Raw genomic sequence first — 23,545 nt, 5'->3', positions numbered from 1 at the left:
CCCATGGAACATGACGCATTGCTCGAGCTGGTCGCAGAGATTCTCGAGGTCGAGGAGGCCTCCGCTACCGACTCCCTGGAGGACCAGGGCTGGGATTCTCTCGCCAACCTGGCGTTCATCGCCGAGATCGATGAGCGTCTGGGGCTGCAGATCGACGCCGATGAGCTCGCCAAGGCCGTGACCGTCGCAGACCTGCAGGCTCTGATCTCGGCCCAGTCGTGAGCGACTTCCTCCGGCTGGAGGATCGCGCTCTGCTGATCACCGGCGCCTCGTCCGGCATCGGCCGGGCGACTGCGGTGCTCGCGAGCCGTGCCGGTGCACGGCTGGTGCTCGTGGCTCGCCGCCAGGAGGCGCTGGAAGAGACTGCGGCTCTGCTCGACGGCGACGGGCATCACATTCTGTCGTTTGATTTGTCGGATCATGCCGGCTACGCAGGCCTGATGCGAGATGCCGTCGAAGCCGTGGGGCCGCTGGGAGGTCTGCTGCACGCTGCTGGTGTGCACGCGACGACACCGCTGCGAGCGGTGTCTGCGAAGCAGATCACCGCCCTGTTCGAGACGAATGTGACGAGCAGCGTGCTGCTTTCGAAGGCGTTCCGCAGCCCGAAGGTGCGGGCCGAACAGGCGAGCATCGTGCTGATGTCGTCGGCTGTGGGGCTTGTCGGTGAGGCCGGTGTGAGCGTCTACGCAGCCACCAAGGCTGCTGTGTCGTCGCTCGGACGCTCGCTCGCGCTTGAACTCGCGCCCGAAGCTATCCGCGTCAACAGCATCGCGGCGGGCATCGTCGAGACGGCGCTCACCGACGAGTTACGGCGCAAGGTGGGTCAGAGCGCATGGCAGAGCATCGAGTCGGAGCACCCTCTGGGTATCGGCTCGGCAGATGACGTGGCGAATGCCGCCCTGTTCTTGCTTTCGGATGCTTCCCGATGGGTCACCGGCACGACGGTCGTGGTCGATGGTGGCTACACGGCTCACTGAGTTGTGCACGCGCCGTCGGCGCGCATCGCTCGCTCGCGGCGGTGCGCGGTAGGATTGCAGCTATGCAGGCTCGTATCTCCGCCGTTGATTACTACCTTCCCGAGCGCGTTCTCTCGAACGAAGATCTCTCGGCCGAGTTTCCGGAGTGGAGCGTCGAGAAGATCTCGGCGAAGACCGGTATCGACCGCCGGCACATTGCTGGCGAAAACGAATTCAGCTCCGATCTCGCGATCGCAGCTGGCCGACGTCTGTTGGGCGAGCACGGCGTCCCACCCGAGTCGATCGACTACCTCATCGTCTGCACGCAAAGCCCCGACTTCTACCTGCCAACCACGGCGTGCATCGTGCACGAGGGGCTTGGCCTGCGCAGCACGGCCGGTGCCGCAGATCTGAATCTTGGCTGCTCGGGGTACATTTACGCCCTCGGCCAGGCAAAGGGCCTCATCGAGTCGGGTCAGGTCTCGAATGTGCTGGTGATCACCGCCGACACCTACACGAAGTTCGTCAATCCCAGCGACAAGAGCGTGCGCACGATCTTCGGTGACGGGGCCGCTGCCACTCTCGTCACCGCTGAGCCGGGTGAAACTTCGGGGATCACAGCGCTCACCTACGGCACTGATGGTTCGGGCGCTGGCAAGCTGGTGGTGCCACACGGCGGTATACGGCAGGGCGGTGACATTGAGGCGAAGTCGCCTGCGGCCGAACGCGGACTCGAAAGCAACGGCTACGACCTGTACATGGACGGCCCCGAGATCTTCAACTTCACGCTGCGGGTGGTGCCAGAATCTGTCGATGCGATTCTCACGAAGGCCGAACTCGGCTTCGACGATATCGACCTCTTCGTCTTCCACCAGGCTAATGCATTCATGCTCGAGCACCTGCGCAAGAAGCTGAAAGTGCCTCAGGAGAAGTTCTTCGTCGCCCTCTCAGAGTCTGGCAACACGGTGTCTTCGACGATTCCCATTGCCCTCACCGAAGCCGTGCGCCAGGGTGCTCTGCAGCCCGGTATGCGGGTGATGCTTCTGGGCTTCGGCGTCGGCTTGTCCTGGGGTGGCCTCGTCCTGAACTGGTAAGCGGCGTCAGTCGCCGATCCAGGCTCTGAGCAGCGCGCGAGCGCTAGCCTCACCGGTGTGCACGTTTGTGACGTAGTGGCGCCCGGCCTCCCCGATCTCGCGCGCTCGGTCTGGGTTGGCTGCGAGTTCTTCGACCACCGCGCGCAGTGTGTCGGGCGTGGCCTCGACGATGGGGAGTTCGAGGCCAGTCTGCTGGGTGATGAAGTCGCGCGCGACGGGCATGACGTGGCCGAGGACCACGCGTCCCGAGGCCATCGCCTCGCATGCGGCGACACCGTAGGAACCTGCCCTGAACTGGTCGATCACGATGTCTGCTGCGGCGAAGACCGCGGGCATCTCGGCGGCCGGTGTCGCGGTGACGAGACGGTAGTCGATCATCCCCGATGTGATGAGCGGCGCAAGCGCCGGCTCGATGTAGTTGGTGCCCTTGCCGAAGGGATCGCTCGATGCGTGCACGACGCGCACGCGCTCCTGACTGAACACGGGAGGGGTTTGTCCGCCGAAGCGTTCGAGGTCGACGATGACGGGGCACCAGGTAGCGTGAGGCACATCAGCGCTCAGGTCTGGTGTGGATACGAACACGGGGTTGCCGAACTCGGTGATGAGCGCCAGGTTCTTCCTCGCCTCGGAGCGGAAGAACTCGGTGCGCGGATCTTCTGGGAACAGCGACCACGGCGTGAGCGCCGCGTGACGATCCGGATCGCGGATGTCGTTTCCGTGGCAGATGAACGCCACTGAGAGCCCGGCTGCCTCCAGCGCTGCGACCTCGGCACGCAGATCGTGGCCGAAGCGTCGCCCGAACATGGGTCGTTCAGCCTCGACAAGCACATGAGTGAAACGCTGCGCGGCCTTCCACTCTGCTTCGCCCCACGCCTCGGAGGAGTTGAACGCGGCGATGGACACCGGAGTATCGGCGCGGAACGCATAGTCGCCGGGCAGCGTGATCGCCATATTGCGTGCCCCCACGCGGGGGTCGGCGGCCTCGAGCGATCGCGCCCACAGGAACCCCTGTCCGGCGTAATTCGTGGGGGCTATATACACCCGCACCGCGGTGTCGGGTACGTCGGTGTTCGGTGCGTTTCCGCTGCCCAGCAAACGGCCGGTGAGCCGCCCCATCACCCCGTCGGGGTTGCGTGCCGCCGACTCCATGAGTCGTTGCATCCACGCGGGTAGCCTCGAGCGATGCTTGATCGCCCAAGCGGCAGCGTTCGAGAAGAATGGACTCATCAGCGCCGCCCACCGCGGGCGCGTGCAGCCGCGGAGATCACCTCGGCGACTCGCCTCCCCACGGCCCCCATTGAATGGTGGGTCGCCGCCCAGGAAGCGAGCGCGCGCCGTTTCTCAGCAGGCAGGGGTGCATCGGCGCGCGAGCGCATCGCATCCGCGATGGCATCGGCTTCGTAGGCGACTGCAGAGCCGAGCTCGATCTGCTGCGCAGCCTGCTCGATGAAGCTTCCCGTCGGCCCGGGGCCCGCGAAGATCACCGGGCAGCCGGCAGCGAACGAGGAGTAGATCTTTGAAGTAAAAGCGTAACGGTAGCCTGGCTCCGGGAATTGGGTGGAGAGGCTGGCCACAGCGCGCGAGAACTCGGGCTGCAGTGCGGCCGGTGCCACCGGGTCGACGAAGTCGACCGATCCCCCGATCCCCAGCTCGTGCGCGTGCTGCAGCATCTGCTCCTGCCCGCTGCCGTTCCCGATGAAGCGCAGCCTGTAACCGGGATGTGTTGCCGAGAAACGCGCGAAGGCTTCGATCAGGATGTCCGCGCCGTGCAACTCAGTGTAGGTGCCGGCGTACAGGAATACCCGTTCGACCGGGGCTTCGGCGTAGTGGAAGATCAGCGTGTCTGCACCGAATCCAGTGACTGTGGCGGGCGTGTGCACCCCAAGCGCGCGCACGCGATCCGCTACACCTTCTGAGATCGTCACCAGCCCGCGAGCGCCCCGCAACGCGAAGCGCTCGATACTGCGCAGGATGCGTACCGCAAGCGACGAAGTGCCCATGTAACCGGCGGCATCCGACCAGATGTCGGCGGCATCGTAGACGTAAGGAATACCCCGGATCGCGCAGACCACCCGCACCACAGCCCCTGTCGTGGGCGGAGGCTCCACGAAGACGGCATCGGGTCGGCGGGCGAACAGCAGCCTGAAGAAGAGCGGGATATCAAAGCTCATGTACTGCACATATCCGCGGAGGTAGCCGTTGCGATCGCGCAGCACCGGGAACGTGCGAATGCGCTCTCCGCGCGACCCGTTGCCCTGCCCGGGCACCGGCTCCGCGGTGAGCACTTCGACCTCGGCACCCTGCTCTCGCAGCGCATCGGCGACGCAACCGAGATACAGCGAAGCCGCCGCCGGCTCGGGTCGGTAGATGCGGGTGGCGATGATGACGCGCACTAGGCCTCCAAGAAGTGTTGCATCAGCACACCGCGCGAGAACTCGCCGCTGTGCAGACGACGCACGAACTCGGGGCCTTTGCTAGCGAGCTCGCGATAGTGCTCGCGGCGGGCCACGATGTCACGCAGCGTAGCCTCGACGTTCTCCACTGTGGTCTCGTGGATCGGAAGAGGCATGCCGGCGTGGCCGGCAACCTCGCCGCGCACCTGCTCGCTGACGTGCGCGAGCACGATACGGCCCGCCGCCATGACCTCGCAGGCGGCCACACCGTAATCGCCCGAGCGGAACTGGTCGAGCACCACGTCGGCGTCGGCGAACACGGCGGGCATCTCATGATTCGGGATCCCACGCAGCTCGACGTACTCGATTAGACCTTCATCGTGGAGCTTCTGCGCAACCGGGGCCACATAGGGGGTGCCCTTCGGAATCGGGTTCGTGGGGGCGTGCACCACCTTGATGCGTTCTCGCTCGAGCAAGGGAGCATCGTTCGCCCAACGATCGGGATCGATGATGACCCCCAAGAAGTGTGCATCGGGAAGATCGAGCAGCAGTCCGGCTGTGGACACGAACACCGGAGCCTGCGTATCGGCGATGAGTTGCAGATTTGCGGCGACCACGGGCTCCACGAGAGCGGGGTCGATCCAGTCTGAGTCGCGGAAATACGACCACTCGTCGAGCTTGGCGTGGAGGGAAGGAAGGCGCACATCGGTGCCGTGCCCGACGAACGCGACCTTGAGCCCCGCCTCGCGCATGAGCGCGATCTGATGCCGCATGTCACCAGAGAACATGCCGCCGAGAATCGGATAGCACGCTTCGATGAGCACGTGCGTGTAGTGCTCTGCGAGCGTCTCGGCCATCGCATGCTGCCACGCGCGGGAATGCTCAGTGGTGCGCCAAGAAACGGTGTAGTCAGCGGGATAGTGCAGCAGGTTGTTGCCGTCGTGCACGTAGTTGCGCGCCGACACCCGGCCCGTCGCCTCGGCAGCCCGGCCCCACTGATAGCCCTGGCCCGCGTAGTTCACGGGGCCGATGAACAGACGCACGTCCTTGCTCTCGTCAGGGAGCGGCGGCGGGGGTGGAACGACGCCCTTAAGGCGGTCGACCGTCGTTGCGATCGCGTCCTGCCCGAACTTGGGGACGAGTTTCCAGAGGCGTTCAGCTGCGGGATGCATGGGGGCCCTCCTCGCGGGTCTGGCGGGAAACCCAGTGCTGCTGCAGCACCCGGGCCGAGTGGTGTCCGTCGTGCACGGCGCTCACGAACTCGACGCTGCGATCACGTTTACGCGGGAGATCCGGGTCCGCGGCGAGACGACGCAACGCGCCCTCAAGGGTACCTGGTGTCGCCTCGACCACAGGCAAGTCCATGCCCGTCGCCTCGAGAATACTGTTGCGCACACTTTCGAAGACCTCGCCCACCACCACGCAGCCAGCAGCCATGGCCTCGCACGCGGCCACGCCGTACGAGCCGGTGCGGAACTGGTCGAGCATGACATCGGCCGCAGCGAACCTGGCAGGCATATTGGCAGAGGGCACTCCCTGGATCAGGTCGAGCTCGATAACCCCCTCCGCCTGCAGCCGTTCCAGCACTGGCATGATGAGCGGAGTTCCCTTGTATGCGGCGACGGACGGGGCATGGGCGACACGAAGTGGTGCCCCGGCGGGCCGCTCCCGCCGACCCGGTGCAGCCCAACGAGCGGGATCCACAACTACCGGGCACCAGACCCCGCCCGGCAGATCGCTCAGCAGGTCAGGGGTGGAGACAAACACGGGGCGGCCACAGCTCTTGAGCAATGCGATGTTGCGTGCGGCGACCTGCTCGGCCCGCGGCAAGTACACGGCGGGGTCGTCGTAGTAGGAGATCGGATGCTCGCGCATGTGCCGCGATGGCAGTCTGGCATCGGTGCCGTGCGCGAGATAGGCGACGTCGACACCGCGATCGAGGAGCGCCTGCGCCTGCGCGGCGACGGAGCGCCCCAGGAGACGGCCGAAAGGCGGCTCCTCAGCTTCGATGAGCACGTGAGTGGCGTGCGATGCGGCGTCGAGTTGGCGTTGCTGCCAGTCAGTGTCGTTGTGGTAGGTGCCGACGGGCACGAGCAGATCCGCTGCGAAATCGAATCCTCCGGGCACCTCGATCGCCATATTGCGGGCTGAGATCGAGGTGTTTGCAGCTTCGAGAGCCCGGGCCCAGGCGTAGGCCTGGCCCGAATAGTTGACGGGCGCGATGAGCAAGCGGATCGGCCGCTCCGCGAAGGCGGTGGCACTCACGCTGCCTCGCGGCGCCGGGCGCCCGAGACGGCGTGCAGCGAGGCGACCGAGCGGGCTCATGGGGGCATCGGCGAGGTGATCGATCATCCGATTGACCCACGCTGGAAAGCTGTTGCGATTCACAGCTTGGGGAAACCCGCTCGGCTCACAAAAGTCATGCCCATAATCCTAACCCGGCCCCGATCGGTGCCCGGAGCGCCCTTCTCCCGTATCATGGGGGCGCGATCTTCCCCGCTGCTTCACCCGACTGCGCGGCCGAACCGACCTGAAAGGCGATCCGCACATGGCATCAGCCCCCAAGATCTTCGACTACTCCTTGAAGTCGTACGCCGATACTCTGCGGGACTACCGCGAGGCCGGCTACGCGATCACCTCGTTCCAGGAGTACCTCGCCAACCCGCAGGAGCGCCACATGGTGTTGCGCCATGACATCGACAATACGATTGAACAGGCGCTGCGTGTGGCCCGAGTCGATGCCGACGCGGGGGTCAGCTCGACCTTCTTCCTGCGGGTGCACGCCAGGGGCTACAACCTGCTGAGTTTGCCATCGCTGCAGATCGTGCAGGAGATGGAGCAACTCGGCCACGAAGTGCAGTTGCATCTCGAAGGCGGGCTCTGCGACTGGCTTGGCAGTGACAATCTTGACTGGGCGGATCGACAGCGCGCCGTCTTCGAGGCCGCGGTGGGTCGCCCGCTCGGCGGCTTCAGCTCGCATGAGCCTGCCCGCATGGGCGGTGTTGAGTTCGCGAACGGGCTGCTTGAGCGGTGGAGTGACAGCGTGGCTTACCACGCCTACGAGGACCGCTTCATGATGCCGAATATGAAGTATCTGAGCGATTCGAGCGGCCGCTGGCGCGAGGGCCACTTCGGCGAGTGGGTCGGCAAGGAGCCGCTGATGCAGGTGCTTACCCATCCCTTCTGGTGGTTCGAGAAGGTGCCAGCCGAGAACTACTGAGCCTGAAACAGACGACGGCCCGCGGATTCTGGGATCCGCGGGCCGTAGTCTGTTTCAGAGACTACTTCTTATTGTCGCCCAGGCGCTTCGCGGGGTTCCCCACGCGCACCTCGTTCGCGGGCACCGATTTGACGGCGACGGCGCCGATACCGAGGAGCGAGTCCTTGCCGAGGGTGAGGCCCTGGATCACCGACGCGTTCGGCCCGATCCATACCTCGTCCTCGATGACGACGCTGCCCGAGATTTCGGCGCAGGCGGTGATGATCACGTTCTTCCCGATATGGCAGTTGTGCGCGATGTGCACATGGTCGTCGATTTTGGTGTAATCACCTACGACGGTGGGGGCAATGGTGCCTGAGCAGACCGTCGTGAAATTGCCGACCTCGGTGTGCGCGCCGAGGCGCACTGAGCCGATGTGCGGCACGTGGAAATTGTTGCCGTCGCTGTCTTTCTCGATGCCGAAGCCTTCTTCGCCGACGACGGCCTGGCTCTTGACGAGTGCGTGTTCGCCGATGACAACGTCGCGGCCGATGACCACATGGTCGCGGATCTCGGCGTGGGCCTCGATGACGGCGCCTTCGCGGATCACGGTGTACTCGCCGACGTGTGCGGTCTTGTGCACGCGAGCGCTCGGGTGCACCCGGGCTGTTTCGGCGATGCCGGCTTCGGCGTGCGGCGCGAAGTAGCGGGCGACCGCTTGACCGAATGCAGCTCGCGGATTATCAACGAGGATGAGGGCGCCTGCGGCACCCACGGGGGGAGTTGTGCCGATCGGCGCGAAGATCACTGCGCCGGCGAGCGCGGCGCGCTCGAACGCTTCGGCGAATCGGGAGGTGTCGCCCACGAAGGTGAGATGCTCCGCCCCGGCGTCGAGCAGGGGGGCTGGCTTCGCGACGGTGAGGTCGGCGCCTACGAGATCCGCGGCGAAGTCGGAGGCGATGGTACGTGCGCTGAGTCCGGTCATGCGAAAACTGTACCGCGCATCCGGAGGAAGCCCTGGCGCGAACGTAGACTGGGGAGCGGACTTTCGCCCCTCGGATACGATAGGCGGACGCAAAGCATGCAAATGGAGGAGTCAGGATGGCGCAGCCGAATATCGTTCTTTTCGGAGCGGGCACGATGGGGCGCAACCACGCGCGCATCATCTCAGCATCTGCGCGTGCGAATCTCGTCGGCATCGTAGACCCCTTCGAGCAGAACGGTCGGGCCGCAACCGATCTGTACGGGGGCGACTGGTTCCCCGCTGCTGATGAGGCGCTCAAGCGAGCGGATGCGGTTGTGGTCGCAGCGTCGACCGAGTACCACTACGACATCGCCAAGGAGATTCTCGACGCAGGGCTGCCGGTGCTCATCGAGAAGCCGATCTGCCCCTCGCTCGAACAGACGGAGGAGATCCTCGGTATGGCCGAGCGCCGTGATGTGCCCGTGCAGTGCGGTTTCCTGGAGCGCTTCAATGCTGGTGTGCTCGCCGCGAAGAAGCTCATCGACGAGCCTGTCTACGTGCGGGCTGAGCGCCACTCGCCGCACTGGGCACGCATCAAGACCGGCGTGGCCTGGGACATGCTGGTGCACGATGCCGACCTCATCTCGAACCTGTACGGTGCGGCCACGCCTGAGTCGGTGAGTGCCGAGCTCGGCTACTTCCACCCTGATTCGATGGAGGGCGCAGAAGATGTCATCGACATGACGCTGCGTTTCCCCGGCGGCGGCATCGCCTCCGCTTCGGCCAGCCGTATCGGCCAGCGCAAAGTGCGCCGCATGGTGGTGCAGTCGCTCGATTCCATGGTTGAGGTGGATCTGCTGCTGCGCAGCGTCACGAAGTACCGCCACACCAACATCGAGAGCACCGACGACAAGGTGGGCTTTAAGCAGATGACCGAGATGGAGGTGCCCGAGGTTTCCGGCCTCGAGCCCCTCGCGGCCCAGTTCGAGCACTTCGTTGATCTGGTCGAGGGGCGGATCGACTCGGATGCCGAGCGACGCAGCATTCTCCCGGCTCACCGCATCATCGCGGCCGCGCTTGAGGGTCGTTGATCCGGGGGCTTTCCTCACCAACGGTCGAATAGACTTGTCGCCATGGATCTTCTGGTAGTCGGCTCTGGTTTCTTCGGTCTCACCATCGCTGAGCGCGCGGCGTCCGCGGGCAAGAATGTGGTCGTGATCGATCGCCGCTCCCACATTGGCGGCAACGCCTACTCGGAGGCGGAGCCCGAGACCGGTATCGAGGTGCACCGTTACGGCGCCCACCTCTTCCATACCTCCAACGAGACCGTGTGGGACTACGTGAACCGCTTCACAAAGTTCACGGCCTACGAGCACAAGGTCTATTCGAACTTCAAGGGCGAGGTGTACCCGCTGCCCATCAACCTGGGCACCATCAACCAGTTCTTCCGCGCCGCCTACGGGCCCGATGAGGCGCGTGCGCTTATCGCGCAGCAGGCCGAGGAGTTCGACACCAAGCAGGCCAAGAACCTCGAAGAGAAGGGCATCTCGTTGATCGGGCGCCCCCTCTACGAGGCGTTCATCCGTGACTACACGGCGAAGCAGTGGCAGACCCCCACCACCGAGCTGCCTGCCGAGGTGATTTCGCGCCTCCCAGTGCGCTACACCTACGACAACCGCTACTTCAACGACACCTACGAGGGCCTGCCCGTTGATGGCTACACCGCGTGGCTTGAGAACATGGCCGATCACCCGAACATCGAGGTGCGTCTCAACACCGACTTCTTCGACGAGTCGCAGCCCCTCAACAAGGCGGCTGTGATCGGCAAGGTGCCCGTCGTCTACACAGGCCCCGTGGATCGCTACTTCGACTACGCCGAGGGCGAGCTCTCCTGGCGCACGCTCGACTTCGAGCAGGAGGTGCTGCCCACGGGCGACTTCCAGGGCACCAGCGTGATGAACTACGCGGGATCGGACGTGCCGTACACGCGCATCCACGAGTTCCGCCACTTCCACCCCGAGCGCGAATACCCCACAGATAAGACCGTCATCATGCGTGAGTACTCACGTTTCGCCACCCGCGAGGACGAGCCCTACTACCCGGTCAACACCCCCGAGGACCGCGATCGCCTGCTCAAGTACCGCGAGCTCGCCGATCGTGAAGACCGGGTGCTGTTCGGTGGCCGTCTCGGCACCTACCAGTACCTCGACATGCACATGGCGATCGGCTCGGCTCTTTCGATGTTCAACAACAAGCTCTCGGAGCTGCTGTAACCGGCATCCCCAGTCGATAGGCACCCCGAAGCGAATCAGAAAGTCATATGCCTCAGATCTCAGTCCTTGTCCCCATCTTCAACGTCGAGAAGTACCTTCGCGAGTGTCTCGACAGTGTGGTGAACCAGACCCTCCGCGATCTTGAGATCATTTGCATCAATGACGGCTCGACCGATGGATCCCTGGCGATCATCGAGGAGTACGCGCAGCGGGATCCGCGCGTTGTCCTTATCGACAAGCCCAACTCGGGCTACGGCGACTCGATGAACAAAGGGCTCGAACGCGCCACCGGCGAGTACATCGCCATTGTCGAGTCCGATGACTGGATCGAGCTAGACATGTTCGAGAAGCTGCACGATATTGCGGTGGATCAGGGCGTCGAGGTCGTCAAGAGTAACTACTTCACCTACTACGCTGACCCCGCACGCAAGGCACTGAGCGACGAGAAGATCAAGCTCGTCCGCGAAGACGAGACGGGGAGGGTGATCGACCCGTCGAAGAACATCCATATCTTCTTTCAGCAGCCGGCGATCTGGTCTGCGATCTACCGCCGCGACTTCCTTGAAACGAATGGGATTCACTTTCTCCCGACCCCCGGTGCGTCCTACCAGGACACGAGTTTCGCCTTCAAGGTGTGGGCCTCGGCGCACCGTGTCGCGTTCACTTCCGAAGCGTATTTGCACTACCGCCGCGACAACGAGGCCTCCTCGGTGAACCAGCCGGGCAAGGTGTTCTGCGTCTCCGACGAGTATGCCGAGATCGAACGTTTTGCCGCAGAACGTAAGCTCTCCACCGAGATCTGGCGCATTCTGCGCGTGTGCAAGTGGGGCGCATACGCCTGGAACATTGATCGGCTGCAGACCGATCTTGCGCCCGAGTTCATCGAGCTTGCCGCCGAGCAGTTCGGCGCAGCCCGCGCATCGGGCGAGTTCAATTTCGAGTTCTGCGATGTGAATCAGGCGCGGGAGATCACCGAGCTCATCGAGCACCCCGAACGCGTCATCGAGCGCAAGCGCGCTCAGGACGCGGCGCTGGTGTCGGTTGTGATGCCGTTCTTCAATGTCGAGGCATACCTGCGCAAGAGCGTCGACTCGGTGCTACAGCAGACCATCTCCGAGGTTGAACTCATCCTCGTCGATGATGGTTCGGTTGATGCCTCTGCTGATATTGCAGAAGAGTATTTTGTCCGCGACCCACGGGTGCGTCTCGTAAGCCTGCGGAACAGCGGTCAGGCCATCGCGCGCAATCGCGGCCTCGAGCTCGCGCACGCCCAGTGCGTCGCGTTCATCGATGGCGACGACTACTACGAGCCAGATGCGCTCGAAACGATGCGTGAAGCGCTCCTCACTCACAGTGCCGACTTCGTGGTCGGCAGCATCCGTCCGGTGTTCGAGCCCGGCATGCGCAGCGCGATGCAGAAATTCGAGGACGAGCACTACTACGAGGTGCGCCGCTCCGGTCTGCACGAGATCACGAGTGAGCTCCTGCTCGACCTCGACGCCTCGGTCTGCAACAAGATGTTCCTGCGCGAGGCCGTGGAGAACAGGGGCGTCGAGTTTCCTGAGGGGCTGCGCTTCGAAGACGCATACTTCGTGAACGCCTACGGCCTCACGAGCCGCAGTGCATATTTCCTGCCCCCAGAAGTCCACGTCTACAACTATGTGCGTCGCGCCGGCAGCACGATGGCTACGACGTTTGGCAACGCAGGATCCGCGAAGGATCACCTCACTGTCGCCTTCGAGTTGTTTGATTTCCTGGAGATGCACGAGCTGGCCGAGCAGTACGGCAGCTACTACATGCGTCTGCTCGACAGCTACGCCACCTTTGCATTCAGGCACACCGAGGAGAGCGATCACCCTGAGATCTGGAGCGAGCTGCGGGAGTTCATCGATTTGAACCGTGAACGCCTCGTCGAACTCGACGCTTACGCCCTGCGTAATCTTGAGCACCGCGTGTTCTCGGGTGTGCTTGGGCGCCTCAACGGTGCCCCGGCGCTACGACGCGCAGTCTTCCGTACCGGGCGGGCTCTGCAGAGTTCCCTGAACCGTGTGCTTCCCCGCTTCTCTCCCGGGCAGCGTGCTCGCCAGCAGATCCACGCCGATGTCACCCTGTTGCGCGAGCAGCTGGCGAAGTCGACAGCGGCGCTCTCGTCTCAGCTCGTCGCTCAGCGTCGACGCATCGATGAGATTGCTGAGCAGGTGAACGAGCTCATCGATGAGCGAGACAGCTGAGCGCATTGAAACATGCAGGCGGGCGACCCTAGGGGTGTGCGCTCGCCTGCGGTGGGTCTGAGTCGATTCAGGGCGATGGGCCGCTTCAGGCCGATGGATTGTGAGGATTGCTCAGGCTACGTCGAGTTCTCCACTGGCGCGCCAGACCGCGGCCGTGAGCATCGGCGCCGATGCTGCGATCTCGCGCAGGAGTTCGAACTCCACGCGATCGGCGTTGCGTTGGTGCTCTTGGGCATCAGGGCCGCCGGAGCGCGCCGCGAGGCGCGCCAGCCCGAACTCGGCGAGTTGCCCGCGATCTTCGAGCATTTCGTCGCGCAGGGCCAGCACCACGAGATCGTCGACTTCCGGCACTTCGGCGTAGGCCGTTGCCGGGTCTTCGCCGTCGCGCACGCGATGCTCCATCATGGTGTCGCGTTCGAGACGGGCGTCGGCGCGCAGTCGCAGCAGACGCTCCGTGGTCATGTTCACGGGGTCACCGTCGCGGGGATTCTCGCGGCAGCTCGATCGCCCCGGTGCGGCGGGGGATCGGCACTCTGCGCCACGGCAGCGCTGTCGGTTCGGCGTCCTGAGAGGGCAGTTCGAAGTCGAAGCGTGATTTGACGGCGAGCAGCACGAGCAGCACCCAGTTGCCTTCGATGAGCAGGCGACTTTCGGTGAACGACTGCACCACGAGCGCCACCATCACGAGAAAGGGCCACAGCGCGCTCGTCGCGTAGGGGAGTGGTGGTCCGAAACCGCGCCGGGGCGGGTCCACGGCGCGGAACCAGACGCGCCACACAGTGAGCACCACGAGCGGGGCGAAGGCGAGCCCGCCGACGATGCCGAGCTGTAGCCACACATCGAGCCAGGCGTTGTGCGCGCTCATCACAGGCAGGCCGGCCTTCACGTCGAGCGACTTGAACGGTTCGGCCCACGGCGCCCAGTAGCTCACCCAGCCCCAGCCGAACCAGGGGCGCTGCTCGGCCAGCCCGATCACGGCATGCCAGGTTTCTAGCCGACCCGTCATGTCGCCGCTCTTGCCGAGCAGGCCGAAGACGAAGTCGCGCGCGAACAGCACCGCGAGGACGGCTGCTGCGATCAGTGCGCCGCCGGTCGCGTAGAGCGGCACCCGCCGCTCCGGGCCCAGCCGCCGGGCCCACAGAGCAAGGGAGAGTGCGACGGCCACAGCTGCGAGCGCCACCCACACCGTTGCTCCTCGGGTGAGTAGCAGTGTCGCGGCTGAGACAATCACCCAGAACCACCCTGCGAAGGGGCGCACGAGGCCGGCCCGCAGTTGGATGCCGAAGACGATCAGGCCGAGCAGTGCGAGGAAGCCGAGCAGCACGGAGCTGGCGACCAAGCCCTGAATGGGCCCGCCTGAGAAGAGCAGGTCGCGGCTCCAGTAGAGCAGCTTCGAGGGTTTACCGCTCTCGGGCACGTCAACGAACACCAGGAAGTTCTGAAAGACAGGTTCACGGATGACGAGCGACACCCACAGTTCGAACACCAGCGAGAGCCCGAGCAGGTACCGTAGTGCCGTGCCGAGCGTGCGCAGCACTTCGTGCCAGGTCAACACGAAGGCGAGCACGACCGCGAGCAGTGTGGTCGCGAGCTGTGCGAGCACGCCGAGCACGCTCTCGAATCGGTACTGCGACCAGGCGATCGACAACACGGCGAGTGCCAGGAACCAGTAGAGGGGTGCCGGTAGGCGGTACCAGCGGAACCGCGCCGGCTTCTCGCGCACGAACAGCATGATGCCCACCGCGGTGAATGCGACAGCCAGTGCGAGGAATCCCCACCAGCCCACGACGTTACGCACGCCGTTGCTGCCGAGGGTGAGCACGAACACGCCGATCGCGTATGCGCTCACGCCGAGTCGGGTTCTGCTCTGCGCCATAGTCGGTATGGTAGAGCATTGGACCTCCGTGACGGCATGAGGAGTGGCGTGCTGATCTTCATCGAGAACACCCCCCGCGCATATGCGTGGGGGTCGAAGGATGCTCTGCCCGACATGTTGGGGCTTGCCCCCACGGGCGAACCTCAGGCCGAGTTGTGGCTCGGCACGCATCCTGGCAGTCCCGCGCATGTCGCGAAGGCTTCGGCTGGTGCGCGCACCTTGATCGATCTGGTTGAGAGTGATCCTGAGCGCTACGGTGTCGATGGCGGATCGCTGCCGTTTCTGCTGAAGGTGCTCGCGATCGGCGCGCCGCTTTCGCTGCAGGTGCATCCTGATCGGGCGCAGGCGGCGGCCGGCTACGCGGCTGAGGAGGCCGCCGGGGTGCCGCGGGATGCCCCGCATCGCAATTATGGCGACGCCAATCACAAGCCGGAGCTGCTGGTTGCGCTCAGCGAGGTGACGGCCTTGAGCGGTTTTCGGCCGCTTGCTGAGGCGCGCCGTGAGGTGCTGCTGCTGGCGGCTGCGGCCCGGAGGGCGGGTGCTGCTGAGGGTGCTGCGGCGCTTGAAGCGGTTGAAGCGCGTTTGCGGGGGGCGGATCCCGGGGCGCTGCGGCGGGTGTTCCTCGAGTGGGTGTTCAGCGGCGACCCGGTTGTGGCGAGCGCCCTCGATGGTGTGTCGGCTGCGGTGCGGTGCGGTGCTGCAGAGGAGCCGGGCTCTGCAATGGCAGCTCGCGATGCCGATCCGCGTATCGACAGTGCCCGTGCTGTCGCACTGCGCGAGCTCGTGGGTGCGCATCCCGGCGACCCGGGTGTGCTCGTCTCGGTGCTGCTGCACCTGGTGCGGCTTGACCCTGGTGAGGCGCTGTACTTGCGCGCCCGTCAGCTGCACGCCTATCTGAGCGGTATCGCTGTCGAGGTGATGGCGTCGTCTGACAACGTGCTGCGCGCAGGCCTCACGCCGAAGCATGTCGATATCGCCGAGCTCTGCCAGGTCGTCGACACCGACGAGATCGCCGAGCCGCGGTTCCCGGCTGAACGGGTGGCGCGCGGCCTCCTGGCTTGGCGCCCCGATGTTCCCGATTTCGCGCTGCTGCGCGCGAGGCTCTGCGATCCCGAGCAGAGTGCCGAAGGGGCGGCGCCTGCCGATAGCGCACCTGCTGTCGAGGTGCCGGCGAGGCACCCGCTGGTGCTCGTGGTGACTTCTGGAAGGGTGCGCGTGGAGCGCCGGGCCGAGGGCGAGCACGGACTCGCCGAAGTCGCGTCGGCGAGACGCGGGCAGTCGCTCTACGTTTCGGCAGGTGATCCGATCAGGCTCACCGGTCACGGCGAGGTGTTTCTCGCGACGGTCGGCGGCTGAGAGCTGCCCTGGGCGGGCGCGGGTAAGCTGGGCGTCGTGTCGAACCCCGGGTCCAACAGTGAACAGTCTGCCGTCGTGACGAGCGCCACGGATCGGCTCGGCGGTCTGGGCAAGGTGCTGATCGCCGTGTACCTCGTGCTGGCGATTGCGGCGACGTTCCGCTCGGTTTATCAAATCCTCACGAAGTTCGATGAGGCGCCTGTCGCATATGCGCTGTCGGCACTCGCCGGGGTCGTCTACATCGTTGCAACCGTCGCACTCGTGAAGAGCGGGCGCCGGGGTCGGCAGGCTGCGGGCGGCAGCGAGGATGGCAGGGCGTGGCGTGTCGTGGCGTGGGGTGCGCTCGTTTTCGAGCTGGCGGGCGTGCTCATCGTCGGCACACTCAGCCTCATCGCACCTCAGCTCTTCGCGCACCCCTCGGTCTGGTCGCAGTTCGGCATGGGCTACCTCTTCATCCCCCTCGTGCTGCCCGTGCTGGGTCTGCTGTGGTTGCGCCGTTCCGGGCGACCAGCCGGTTCCGCATCAGCGGGCGCGGGAGCCCGCTGATGCGCGTCATCACCAGCCTCGACGCGATCAGGCCGGCCGACTATCCCGAGGGCAGCAGCGTCGCGATCGGCAAGTTCGACGGCCTGCACCGGGGCCACCAGGCGATTCTGCGCACCCTCGTCGAAGGTGCGCACACCGCAGGGCATCCAGCAGTCGTGCTCACTTTCGCCAATAACCCCCTCAGCCTGCTGCGCCCCGAGCGTTGCCCGCAACCGCTGATGAGTCGCGCGCAGCGCCTCGAAGGGTTCGCGGCGGCAGGTGTCGACGACTGCGTGATGATCGACTTCGACGAGGTTGTGGCGGCGATCCCCGCCGACGATTTCGTGCGCGAGGTGCTGATCGACGGCCTGCGCGCGCGGCACGTCATTATGGGAGCCAACTTCCGTTTCGGTGCGAGCGGAGCAGGCGATGGCGCCCTGCTCGAAGCTCTGGGGCAGCGCTACGGGTTTTCCGCGCAGCAGCTCGACCTGGTCGCCGCCGATGGGGTGGGCCAGGCCTCGTCATCGCGTGTGCGCGAGGCGGTGCTCGCGGGCGATGTCGACGCGGCTGCCGCAATGCTGGGCCGCGCACCCGTCGTGCGCGGCGAGGTGGTGCACGGCGATGCGCGGGGGCGCGAGATCGGGTTCCCCACCGCGAATCTCGGAGGCGAGATCGAAGGGCTCGTGCCCGCCGATGGCGTTTACGCCGGCTGGGTCGTGATCGGAGACGGCGAGGCCGATCCGCGTCCCGCAGCGATCTCAGTAGGCAACAACCCCACCTTCACGCCCGAGGGCCGTTCACGGGTGGAGGCCTTCCTGCTCGACTTCTCGGGTGATCTGTACGGACAGCGGATCGAGGTGCGCTTCGCGCACCGCCTGCGCGGTATGGAGCGCTACGACAGCCTCGAAGCGCTGCTGGAGCAGATGCACGCCGATGTGGCGCGCACCCGTGAGCTGCTCGCGCGCTGATCCGCCAGCCGCTTTCCTGAAATCAAGCAGGCCCACCGCCGCCCGCGGGTGGTAGGATTGCAGCACGGTCGCGACCCGCGAAGCGTTCTCGAGCCCCATGCCGCGCATGAGGTCAGGCTCCGAAGCCGCGTGCGACCGGGGTTCCGGCACGCAGGCCGTTGCCCGCACCACGCCGATCAGGAGATCCATTGGCACTCACCACTGCCGAGCGTCAGCCCGTTGCGAAGAACGCAGCCGAGCGCACGCCGAAGTCCTCCCGCGCCCAGAAGGGCGGCCAGCAGCGTGGCGGCGCTCGCCGCAAGCACACGCACAACGAGGGCATCATTCCGCTGCTCGCGCGAGCCGTGCGCGAGGTGGAGGCCTCGGCTCAGCGCGGCAAAGCCTCGCCGGCCGGCCGCACTAAGTTCCACGTGATCGCGCTGCTCATGCGCGAGGAACGCGCCAGAGTCAAAACCGATGAGAACGTGAGCGAGTCGGAGCGCGCCGAGACGCTGAAGCGTCTCGACGGCGTCGCCGCGATCCTCGCGAAGACCGCCGCCCGCGACACGAGCCTCATTACGCTGCTCGAGCCCGCCGCCCCCATCACCGAGGCGACGCGCCTGCTCAAGCGCAAGATGCTCACCCAGGCCGGTATCGAGCTGCCAGACGAAGAGCCCAGCAAGGCCGAGCCCGCGCAGGCCTTCGTGCCACCGGAGCTGGCCGAGCGCCAGGTGGAGCCCGCCGGCATCGAGTCGCGCATGCTCGCCAACCCCTTCCTCGCCCCAGACCTCACCCCGCCTCGCAAGCCCACCCCCGTGGTGCGGCTCGCGAACTGGGAACTGCTCGGGCCCCTGCTCAAGTCGTTCGAGCAGGGCGGCGGCGGCTCCGCGTGCATGGAGCTGCCTGATCCTCCCGTGCCCGACCGCCTCGCCCCTGCCGGCCGCGAACTCATGCCGCACCAGGCGCGCCTGCTTGCGAGTGTGCGCGACGGGCATCGCAGCTTCCTGCTTGCCGACGAGCCCGGTCTCGGCAAGACTGCCCAGTCGGTGCTGGCGGCCTCGGTGGCAGACGCCTACCCGCTGCTCGTCGTGGTGCCCAACGTCGTGAAGATGAACTGGGCGCGCGAGGTGGAGCGGTGGACGCCGCAGCGCCGTGTGACGGTGATCCACGGCGACGGCCAGGACATCGACGCCTTCGCCGACGTGTTCGTGGTGAACTACGAGATCCTCGACCGTCACCTCAGCTGGATCTCGCGTTTCGGGTTCAAGGGCATGGTGGTCGACGAGGCGCACATGATCAAGAACGTGCAGTCGCAGCGGTCCCGCAATGTGCTCGCCATTGCCGAGAGCATCCGCGAGCGCACGCCGGGCGCTTCGCCGCTGCTGATCGCGCTCACAGGCACCCCGCTCATCAACGACATCGACGATTTCCGCGCCATTTGGCGCTTCCTCGGTTGGATCGACGCCGAGAAGCCCGGCCCCGAGCTCATGGCCAGCCTGGAGAGCAACGGCTGGACTCCCGCAGACCCCGCCTTCTACCCTGAGGCGAGGCAGAGTGTCGTCGATATGGGCATTGTGCGCCGTCGCAAGATCGACGTCGCCGCAGATCTGCCGGCGAAGCGCGTAGTCGACCTGCCCGTCGAACTCGACGACGAACTCGGCCGCGGTATTCGCGATGCCGAGGCGAAGCTCGCTCGTAAGCTTGTTGACCGCTTTACGGCGGTCAAGAGCGGCAAGCTGGGCGCGAAGCTGTCGGACGAGGCGATCATTCGCATGGTCTGCGCGCAGGAGCTCGAAGAGTCGAACGCTTCTGCCGACGGCATGAACGTCTTCACGATGGTGCGCCAGATCGGCCAGGCCAAGGCCGGGCTCGCGGCCGACTACACGGCGCAGCTCGCGCGCTCCGTCGGCAAGGTGGTGTTCTTCGCAAAGCACATCGATGTGATGAACCGGGCCGAGACGCAGCTCGCCGAGGCAGGCTTGCGCACGGTGTCGATCCGCGGCGATCAGACGACCGCGTTCCGCCAGGAGCAGATCGATGCCTTCAACAAGGATCCCGATATCGCTGTGGCGGTGTGTTCGCTCACGGCGGCCGGTGTGGGTGTGAACCTGCAGGCCTCGTCGAACGTGGTGCTCGCAGAGCTGAGCTGGACCGACGCCGAGCAGACGCAGGCCATCGACCGTGTGCACCGCATCGGTCAGGAGGAGCCCGTCACCGCGTGGCGCATCGTGGCCGCGCAGACAATCGACGCGAAGATCGCGGAGTTGATCGACGGCAAGGCGGGGCTCGCCGCGCGGGCGCTCGACGGCGCTGCGGCTCCTGCGGAGGAGGCCGATTCGGTGCAGCTGCTCGCCCTCATGGGCGTGCTGGAGCGGGCGCTGCGGTAGGCGGCGGGTCTGGCCGGTTTCGTTCCGAATCTGGCGGTATCTGAGCTGTTGATCGCATTCCCGCCATCGCTAGTCTGGGGGAGGCGGTCTGCTCCGCCGTGCGATTGGCGAGACGAGGGAGATTCCACATGCGCATCGGTGTGCTCTGCTCAGGCGGCGACAGCCCAGGCATGAACGCGGCGATCCGCGGCGCGGTGCTGCGCGGAGTGGACGTGCACGGCTTCGAGATGATCGGCTTCATGGACGGCTGGCGCGGCTTCCACGAGGATGACTGGATCCCGCTCGACCGGCCGGCGGTGCGCGGGCTGTCGCCCCTCGGCGGCGTGATGCTCGGCACGAGCCGCGTGCCCCCGTTTCCGAAGGGCAGCGACCCTGAGCTTGGCCTGCGTGCGGTGCGCGAGCGCGTCGCGGCGTACGGCCTCGACGGCTTCCTGCTGATCGGTGGCAACGGCACACAAACCGTGGCAAGCCTGCTCAACAGCGGCGGGGTGCCGACCATCGGCCTGCCCAAAACCATCGACAACGATCTCGGCGGCACCGACTACACCTTCGGGTTCGACACCGCGGTGTCGATCGCGTCTGAGGCCATCGACAGGCTCCGCACCACAGGTGAGTCGCATCGGCGCTGCATGGTGCTTGAGGTGATGGGCCGCGACGCGGGGTGGATCGCGCTGCACGCTGGCATGGCGGCGGGTGCGCAGGTGTCGCTGATCCCGGAGTTTCCGGAGTCGATCAAGCAGATCGGGGAGTGGGTGCTGAGCGTGCGCGATCGCGGCCGCTCCTCGCTCGTCGTGGTGGCCGAGGGTTTCCGCCTCGAGGGCACCGATCAGGCGGTCACCCGTGACGGGCTCGACGCGTTCGGGCGGCCGCGCCTGGGTGGCATCGCCGAGGTGCTGGCCCCGCTCATCGAGCAGCGCACGGGCATTGAAACGCGCGCCACCGTGCTGGGGCATGTGCAGCGGGGCGGATCGCCAACCGCATTCGACAGGGTGCTCGCCACCCGCACCGGCATCGCTGCCGCCGACGCTGCCTTGGCGGGGCGATGGGGCACGATGGCGGGCCTGCACGGCGACCGCATCGAGATGGTGCCGCTGGAGGCGGCGATCGGTCGGCTGAAGACCGTGCCCGCCTCGCGCTACGAAGAGGCGCGCCTAAACTTCGGGTAGTACCGCAGTCTGAGCTATAGCCCGAGCGCAGCCTTGACGTCGGCGAGCGACGGATTCGTGGCCGTGGTGCCGTCGGGGTACACCACAGTGGGCACGGTCTGGTTGCCGCCGTTGACGTGCTCGATCAGCTCGGGGGTGCCGGGGGTGCGCTCGATATCGACCTCGGTGTAGCCGATGCCGGTCTTATCGAGCATCAGCTTGAGGCGTTTGCAGTAGCCGCACCACTCCGTCGAGAACATGGTGATGGAGCCCGCCTCGGGCACGAAATCGGTCAGCGCTGCGGTCATGCGTCTACTCCTCTGTTCGCGATGCGATCCGCCAGCCAGCCTACCCTCGCGGTATCCGAAGCCACCGGGTGTCTCCGCGGCCGCTGCCCACGCGAGCTGCCCCAACGCGTCAGCGGAGGAGTCTGCGTGTTCCGCACCCCAGGTGAACGAACGGTGAACTTGGCCACCTGGCTTGACCTGTGCGGAGGGAGGTGAAACCATATGTACGGCGCGCGCGGTGTGCCGGTGTCCGCGGAAAAACTGTGAACATCGGGTGTCTTCGCGGGTGATCCAAGCACCACATGCTCCCGAACGAAAGACGCCGGTGGAACTCACTCTCATCGTGCTGCTGGTCATTGTGCTGGCGCTCTTCTTCGACTTCACCAACGGCTTCCACGACACCGCCAACGCGATGGCGACGCCCATCGCAACGGGGGCCCTCAAGCCGAAGACCGCGGTGCTGCTGGCCGCGATCCTCAACCTTGTAGGCGCGTTCCTCTCGACGGAGGTGGCCAAGACGATCTCTGGCGGCCTCATCAACGAGGGAGACGGCGGGGTGCTCATCACCCCGGAGATGATCTTCGCCGGCCTCATCGGCGCCATCGTCTGGAACCTGCTGACCTGGCTCTACGGGCTTCCATCGAGCTCGTCCCACGCTCTCTTCGGCGGCCTGATCGGCGCAGCCATCATCGGCGCTGGCATTTCCTCGGTCAACGGCGGCGTTTTCCTCTCGAAGATCCTCATTCCGATGCTCGCAGCACCGCTGACCGCTGGTATCGTCGCCTTCACCGCGACCCGCGTGGCCTACGCGATCACGCGCCGCCACGACGGCAAGAAAGACGGACGCGGCCGCTTCCGCTACGCGCAGATCGCTTCTTCCTCACTGATTGCGCTGGCCCACGGCACCAACGACGCGCAGAAGACGATGGGCGTCATCACGCTTACGCTCGTCGCGGCCAACCTGCAAGATCCAGGCACCGGCCCGCACCTCTGGGTCATCACCGCCTGCGCGCTCGCGATCGCCCTCGGCACCTACTCGGGCGGCTGGCGCATCATCCGCACCCTGGGCTCGGGCCTCACCCAGGTGAAGCCCGCTCAGGGCTTCGCCGCAGAGACCAGCACCGCTGCCACGATCCTCGCGTCGAGCCACCTCGGTTTCGCGCTGTCGACCACGCAGGTCGCCTCCGGCTCGGTGATCGGTTCCGGTCTCGGCCGCCGCGGCTCCAGCGTGCGCTGGCGCGCGGTCGGCCGCATTAGCCTGGGCTGGCTCTTCACCCTGCCCGCCTCGGGCATCGTCGCAGCTGTGGCTGCGCTCATCGCGCACATCGGCCCCGTGGGCATCATCATCGACGCCGTGCTCGGTTTCGGCTTCATCCTCTTCATCTTCTGGCGTTCGCGTCGCAACCGCGTCGATCATTCGAACGCGATCCCGGTGCCCGATGTCGCCGAGGCAGGCTACGCCGTGCGTGTGAAGAAGGGCAAAGTCAAGAAGGTCAAGACGCACACCGGCACGATCCCGCCCCTCACCCCCGTCGCGCAGTCAGCGGTGCGCGACGATATCGCGGCGCGTGAGGCCGCGAAGGCTGCCCGGGAGGAAGAACGATGAGCATCGACTGGATGGCGTTTCTAATCGTCTTCGTGGCGGCACTGTTTTCGGCCGTGTTCGTGGTGGCCCTGTACTCGCTCGGGATCCGCTTCCTTGCGACACCGGCACCGCGCGCGCGTGGCATCGACGGCAGCCTCGAGCCCGATGGCCCCTCCCGCGACGACGAAGACGACGATGTCGACGACGCCGGCCGGCCCCGTTGGGCGACGGTGGCCGCCAACGTCTGCTTCACGCTGTCGGCCCTAGCGGTGCTCGTGGGTATCTTCCTCATCATTCCGGCGCTGCACTTCTGGTGAGTTGCGCTCC

22 protein-coding genes are annotated in these 23,545 nt (G+C 65.8%); 14 read left to right on the top strand and 8 right to left on the bottom strand.

What is annotated here, in order from left to right:
- The first annotated feature begins 3 nt into the window (after window positions 1-3).
- The 3 genes from WFI54_RS12655 to WFI54_RS12645 all read left to right on the top strand — a co-directional run bounded on the left by WFI54_RS12655 (window position 4) and on the right by WFI54_RS12645 (window position 2,050).
- The gene (locus WFI54_RS12655) at window positions 4-222 is read left to right on the top strand and encodes an acyl carrier protein (protein WP_336653166.1); all 219 of its coding nucleotides are present in this window, start codon (window positions 4-6) and stop codon (window positions 220-222) included.
- Complete coding sequence (locus tag WFI54_RS12650; protein WP_336653165.1) at window positions 219-977, top strand: SDR family NAD(P)-dependent oxidoreductase; 759 nt, start codon at window positions 219-221, stop codon at window positions 975-977. Before WFI54_RS12655 ends, WFI54_RS12650 begins: the two co-directional genes overlap by 4 nt.
- 62 nt (window positions 978-1,039) lie before the next feature.
- Window positions 1,040-2,050 carry a 3-oxoacyl-ACP synthase III family protein gene (locus tag WFI54_RS12645; RefSeq protein WP_336653164.1) on the top strand — a complete coding sequence of 337 codons (1,011 nt, stop codon included), beginning with the start codon at window positions 1,040-1,042 and terminating at the stop codon, window positions 2,048-2,050.
- Between the two features lie 6 nt (window positions 2,051-2,056).
- On the opposite strand, the gene WFI54_RS12640 is transcribed toward WFI54_RS12645, so the two are convergent.
- The 4 genes from WFI54_RS12640 to WFI54_RS12625 form a co-directional block, all read right to left on the bottom strand.
- Window positions 2,057-3,211, bottom strand: a complete 1,155-nt coding sequence (locus WFI54_RS12640) for a glycosyltransferase (RefSeq protein ID WP_336653163.1) — start codon at window positions 3,209-3,211, stop codon at window positions 2,057-2,059.
- Between the two features lie 65 nt (window positions 3,212-3,276).
- Window positions 3,277-4,443, bottom strand: a complete 1,167-nt coding sequence (locus WFI54_RS12635) for a glycosyltransferase (RefSeq protein ID WP_336653162.1) — start codon at window positions 4,441-4,443, stop codon at window positions 3,277-3,279.
- Entirely contained in the window at window positions 4,443-5,615 is a 1,173-nt protein-coding gene (locus WFI54_RS12630; protein ID WP_336653161.1) for a hypothetical protein, read from the bottom strand. Before WFI54_RS12630 ends, WFI54_RS12635 begins: the two co-directional genes overlap by 1 nt.
- Window positions 5,599-6,795 carry a hypothetical protein gene (locus tag WFI54_RS12625; RefSeq protein WP_336653160.1) on the bottom strand — a complete coding sequence of 399 codons (1,197 nt, stop codon included), beginning with the start codon at window positions 6,793-6,795 and terminating at the stop codon, window positions 5,599-5,601. The genes WFI54_RS12630 and WFI54_RS12625 overlap by 17 nt, the downstream gene beginning before the upstream one ends.
- 196 nt (window positions 6,796-6,991) lie before the next feature.
- Here WFI54_RS12625 and WFI54_RS12620 point away from each other — a divergent pair, with 196 nt between their 5' ends.
- Window positions 6,992-7,663: a GCN5 family acetyltransferase gene (locus tag WFI54_RS12620; protein ID WP_336653159.1), complete on the top strand. Its 672-nt coding sequence runs from the start codon at window positions 6,992-6,994 to the stop codon at window positions 7,661-7,663.
- Window positions 7,664-7,724: 61 nt separating this feature from the next.
- Here WFI54_RS12620 and WFI54_RS12615 read toward each other — a convergent pair whose 3' ends face one another.
- Window positions 7,725-8,627, bottom strand: a complete 903-nt coding sequence (locus tag WFI54_RS12615) for an LpxD N-terminal domain-containing protein (protein WP_336653158.1) — start codon at window positions 8,625-8,627, stop codon at window positions 7,725-7,727.
- Between the two features lie 116 nt (window positions 8,628-8,743).
- Between WFI54_RS12615 and WFI54_RS12610 the strand changes: the two genes are divergently transcribed.
- From WFI54_RS12610 to WFI54_RS12600, 3 genes are read left to right on the top strand one after another with little or no spacing between them, the layout of a single operon-like run.
- A complete protein-coding gene (locus WFI54_RS12610) occupies window positions 8,744-9,697 on the top strand; it encodes a Gfo/Idh/MocA family protein (RefSeq protein ID WP_336653157.1) in 954 nt (317 codons plus the stop codon).
- A 42-nt stretch (window positions 9,698-9,739) separates the two neighbouring features.
- A complete protein-coding gene (glf, locus tag WFI54_RS12605) occupies window positions 9,740-10,879 on the top strand; it encodes a UDP-galactopyranose mutase (protein ID WP_336653156.1) in 1,140 nt (379 codons plus the stop codon).
- Window positions 10,880-10,926: 47 nt separating this feature from the next.
- A complete protein-coding gene (locus tag WFI54_RS12600) occupies window positions 10,927-13,110 on the top strand; it encodes a glycosyltransferase (RefSeq protein ID WP_336653155.1) in 2,184 nt (727 codons plus the stop codon).
- A gap of 111 nt (window positions 13,111-13,221) precedes the next feature.
- Here WFI54_RS12600 and WFI54_RS12595 read toward each other — a convergent pair whose 3' ends face one another.
- Complete coding sequence (locus tag WFI54_RS12595; protein ID WP_336653175.1) at window positions 13,222-13,572, bottom strand: hypothetical protein; 351 nt, start codon at window positions 13,570-13,572, stop codon at window positions 13,222-13,224.
- A 10-nt stretch (window positions 13,573-13,582) separates the two neighbouring features.
- Window positions 13,583-14,986 (bottom strand): O-antigen ligase family protein, encoded by a 1,404-nt coding sequence (locus tag WFI54_RS12590; protein ID WP_336653154.1) that lies wholly within the window; start codon window positions 14,984-14,986, stop codon window positions 13,583-13,585.
- A gap of 48 nt (window positions 14,987-15,034) precedes the next feature.
- On the opposite strand from WFI54_RS12590, the gene manA reads away from it, so the two are divergent.
- The 5 genes from manA (at window position 15,035) to WFI54_RS12565 (ending at window position 21,367) form a co-directional block, all read left to right on the top strand.
- The gene (gene manA / locus WFI54_RS12585; protein WP_336653153.1) at window positions 15,035-16,342 is read left to right on the top strand and encodes a mannose-6-phosphate isomerase, class I; all 1,308 of its coding nucleotides are present in this window, start codon (window positions 15,035-15,037) and stop codon (window positions 16,340-16,342) included.
- Between the two features lie 75 nt (window positions 16,343-16,417).
- Window positions 16,418-16,888 (top strand): hypothetical protein, encoded by a 471-nt coding sequence (locus WFI54_RS12580; RefSeq protein ID WP_336653152.1) that lies wholly within the window; start codon window positions 16,418-16,420, stop codon window positions 16,886-16,888.
- Window positions 16,888-17,835, top strand: coding sequence for a bifunctional riboflavin kinase/FAD synthetase (locus tag WFI54_RS12575; RefSeq protein ID WP_336653151.1), 948 nt, complete (start codon window positions 16,888-16,890; stop codon window positions 17,833-17,835). Before WFI54_RS12580 ends, WFI54_RS12575 begins: the two co-directional genes overlap by 1 nt.
- A 188-nt stretch (window positions 17,836-18,023) precedes the next feature.
- On the top strand, window positions 18,024-20,201 hold the full coding sequence (locus WFI54_RS12570; protein WP_336653150.1) for a DEAD/DEAH box helicase: 2,178 nt from the start codon (window positions 18,024-18,026) through the stop codon (window positions 20,199-20,201).
- 128 nt (window positions 20,202-20,329) lie between these two features.
- Window positions 20,330-21,367: a 6-phosphofructokinase gene (locus tag WFI54_RS12565; RefSeq protein WP_336653149.1), complete on the top strand. Its 1,038-nt coding sequence runs from the start codon at window positions 20,330-20,332 to the stop codon at window positions 21,365-21,367.
- Between the two features lie 14 nt (window positions 21,368-21,381).
- On the opposite strand, the gene WFI54_RS12560 is transcribed toward WFI54_RS12565, so the two are convergent.
- A complete protein-coding gene (locus tag WFI54_RS12560) occupies window positions 21,382-21,654 on the bottom strand; it encodes a mycoredoxin (RefSeq protein WP_336653148.1) in 273 nt (90 codons plus the stop codon).
- A gap of 304 nt (window positions 21,655-21,958) precedes the next feature.
- Here WFI54_RS12560 and WFI54_RS12555 point away from each other — a divergent pair, with 304 nt between their 5' ends.
- On the top strand, window positions 21,959-23,239 hold the full coding sequence (locus WFI54_RS12555) for an inorganic phosphate transporter (protein ID WP_336653147.1): 1,281 nt from the start codon (window positions 21,959-21,961) through the stop codon (window positions 23,237-23,239).
- Entirely contained in the window at window positions 23,236-23,535 is a 300-nt protein-coding gene (locus tag WFI54_RS12550; RefSeq protein WP_336653146.1) for a hypothetical protein, read from the top strand. Before WFI54_RS12555 ends, WFI54_RS12550 begins: the two co-directional genes overlap by 4 nt.
- Window positions 23,536-23,545: the final 10 nt, after the last annotated feature.

Origin of the sequence: Leucobacter sp. MMO-125, assembly GCF_037148395.1 — a bacterium.
Classification (GTDB): domain Bacteria; phylum Actinomycetota; class Actinomycetes; order Actinomycetales; family Microbacteriaceae; genus Leucobacter.
The sequence above is the reverse complement of the archived record's forward strand: the minus strand, read 5'-3'. Positions and strand labels throughout refer to the sequence as shown.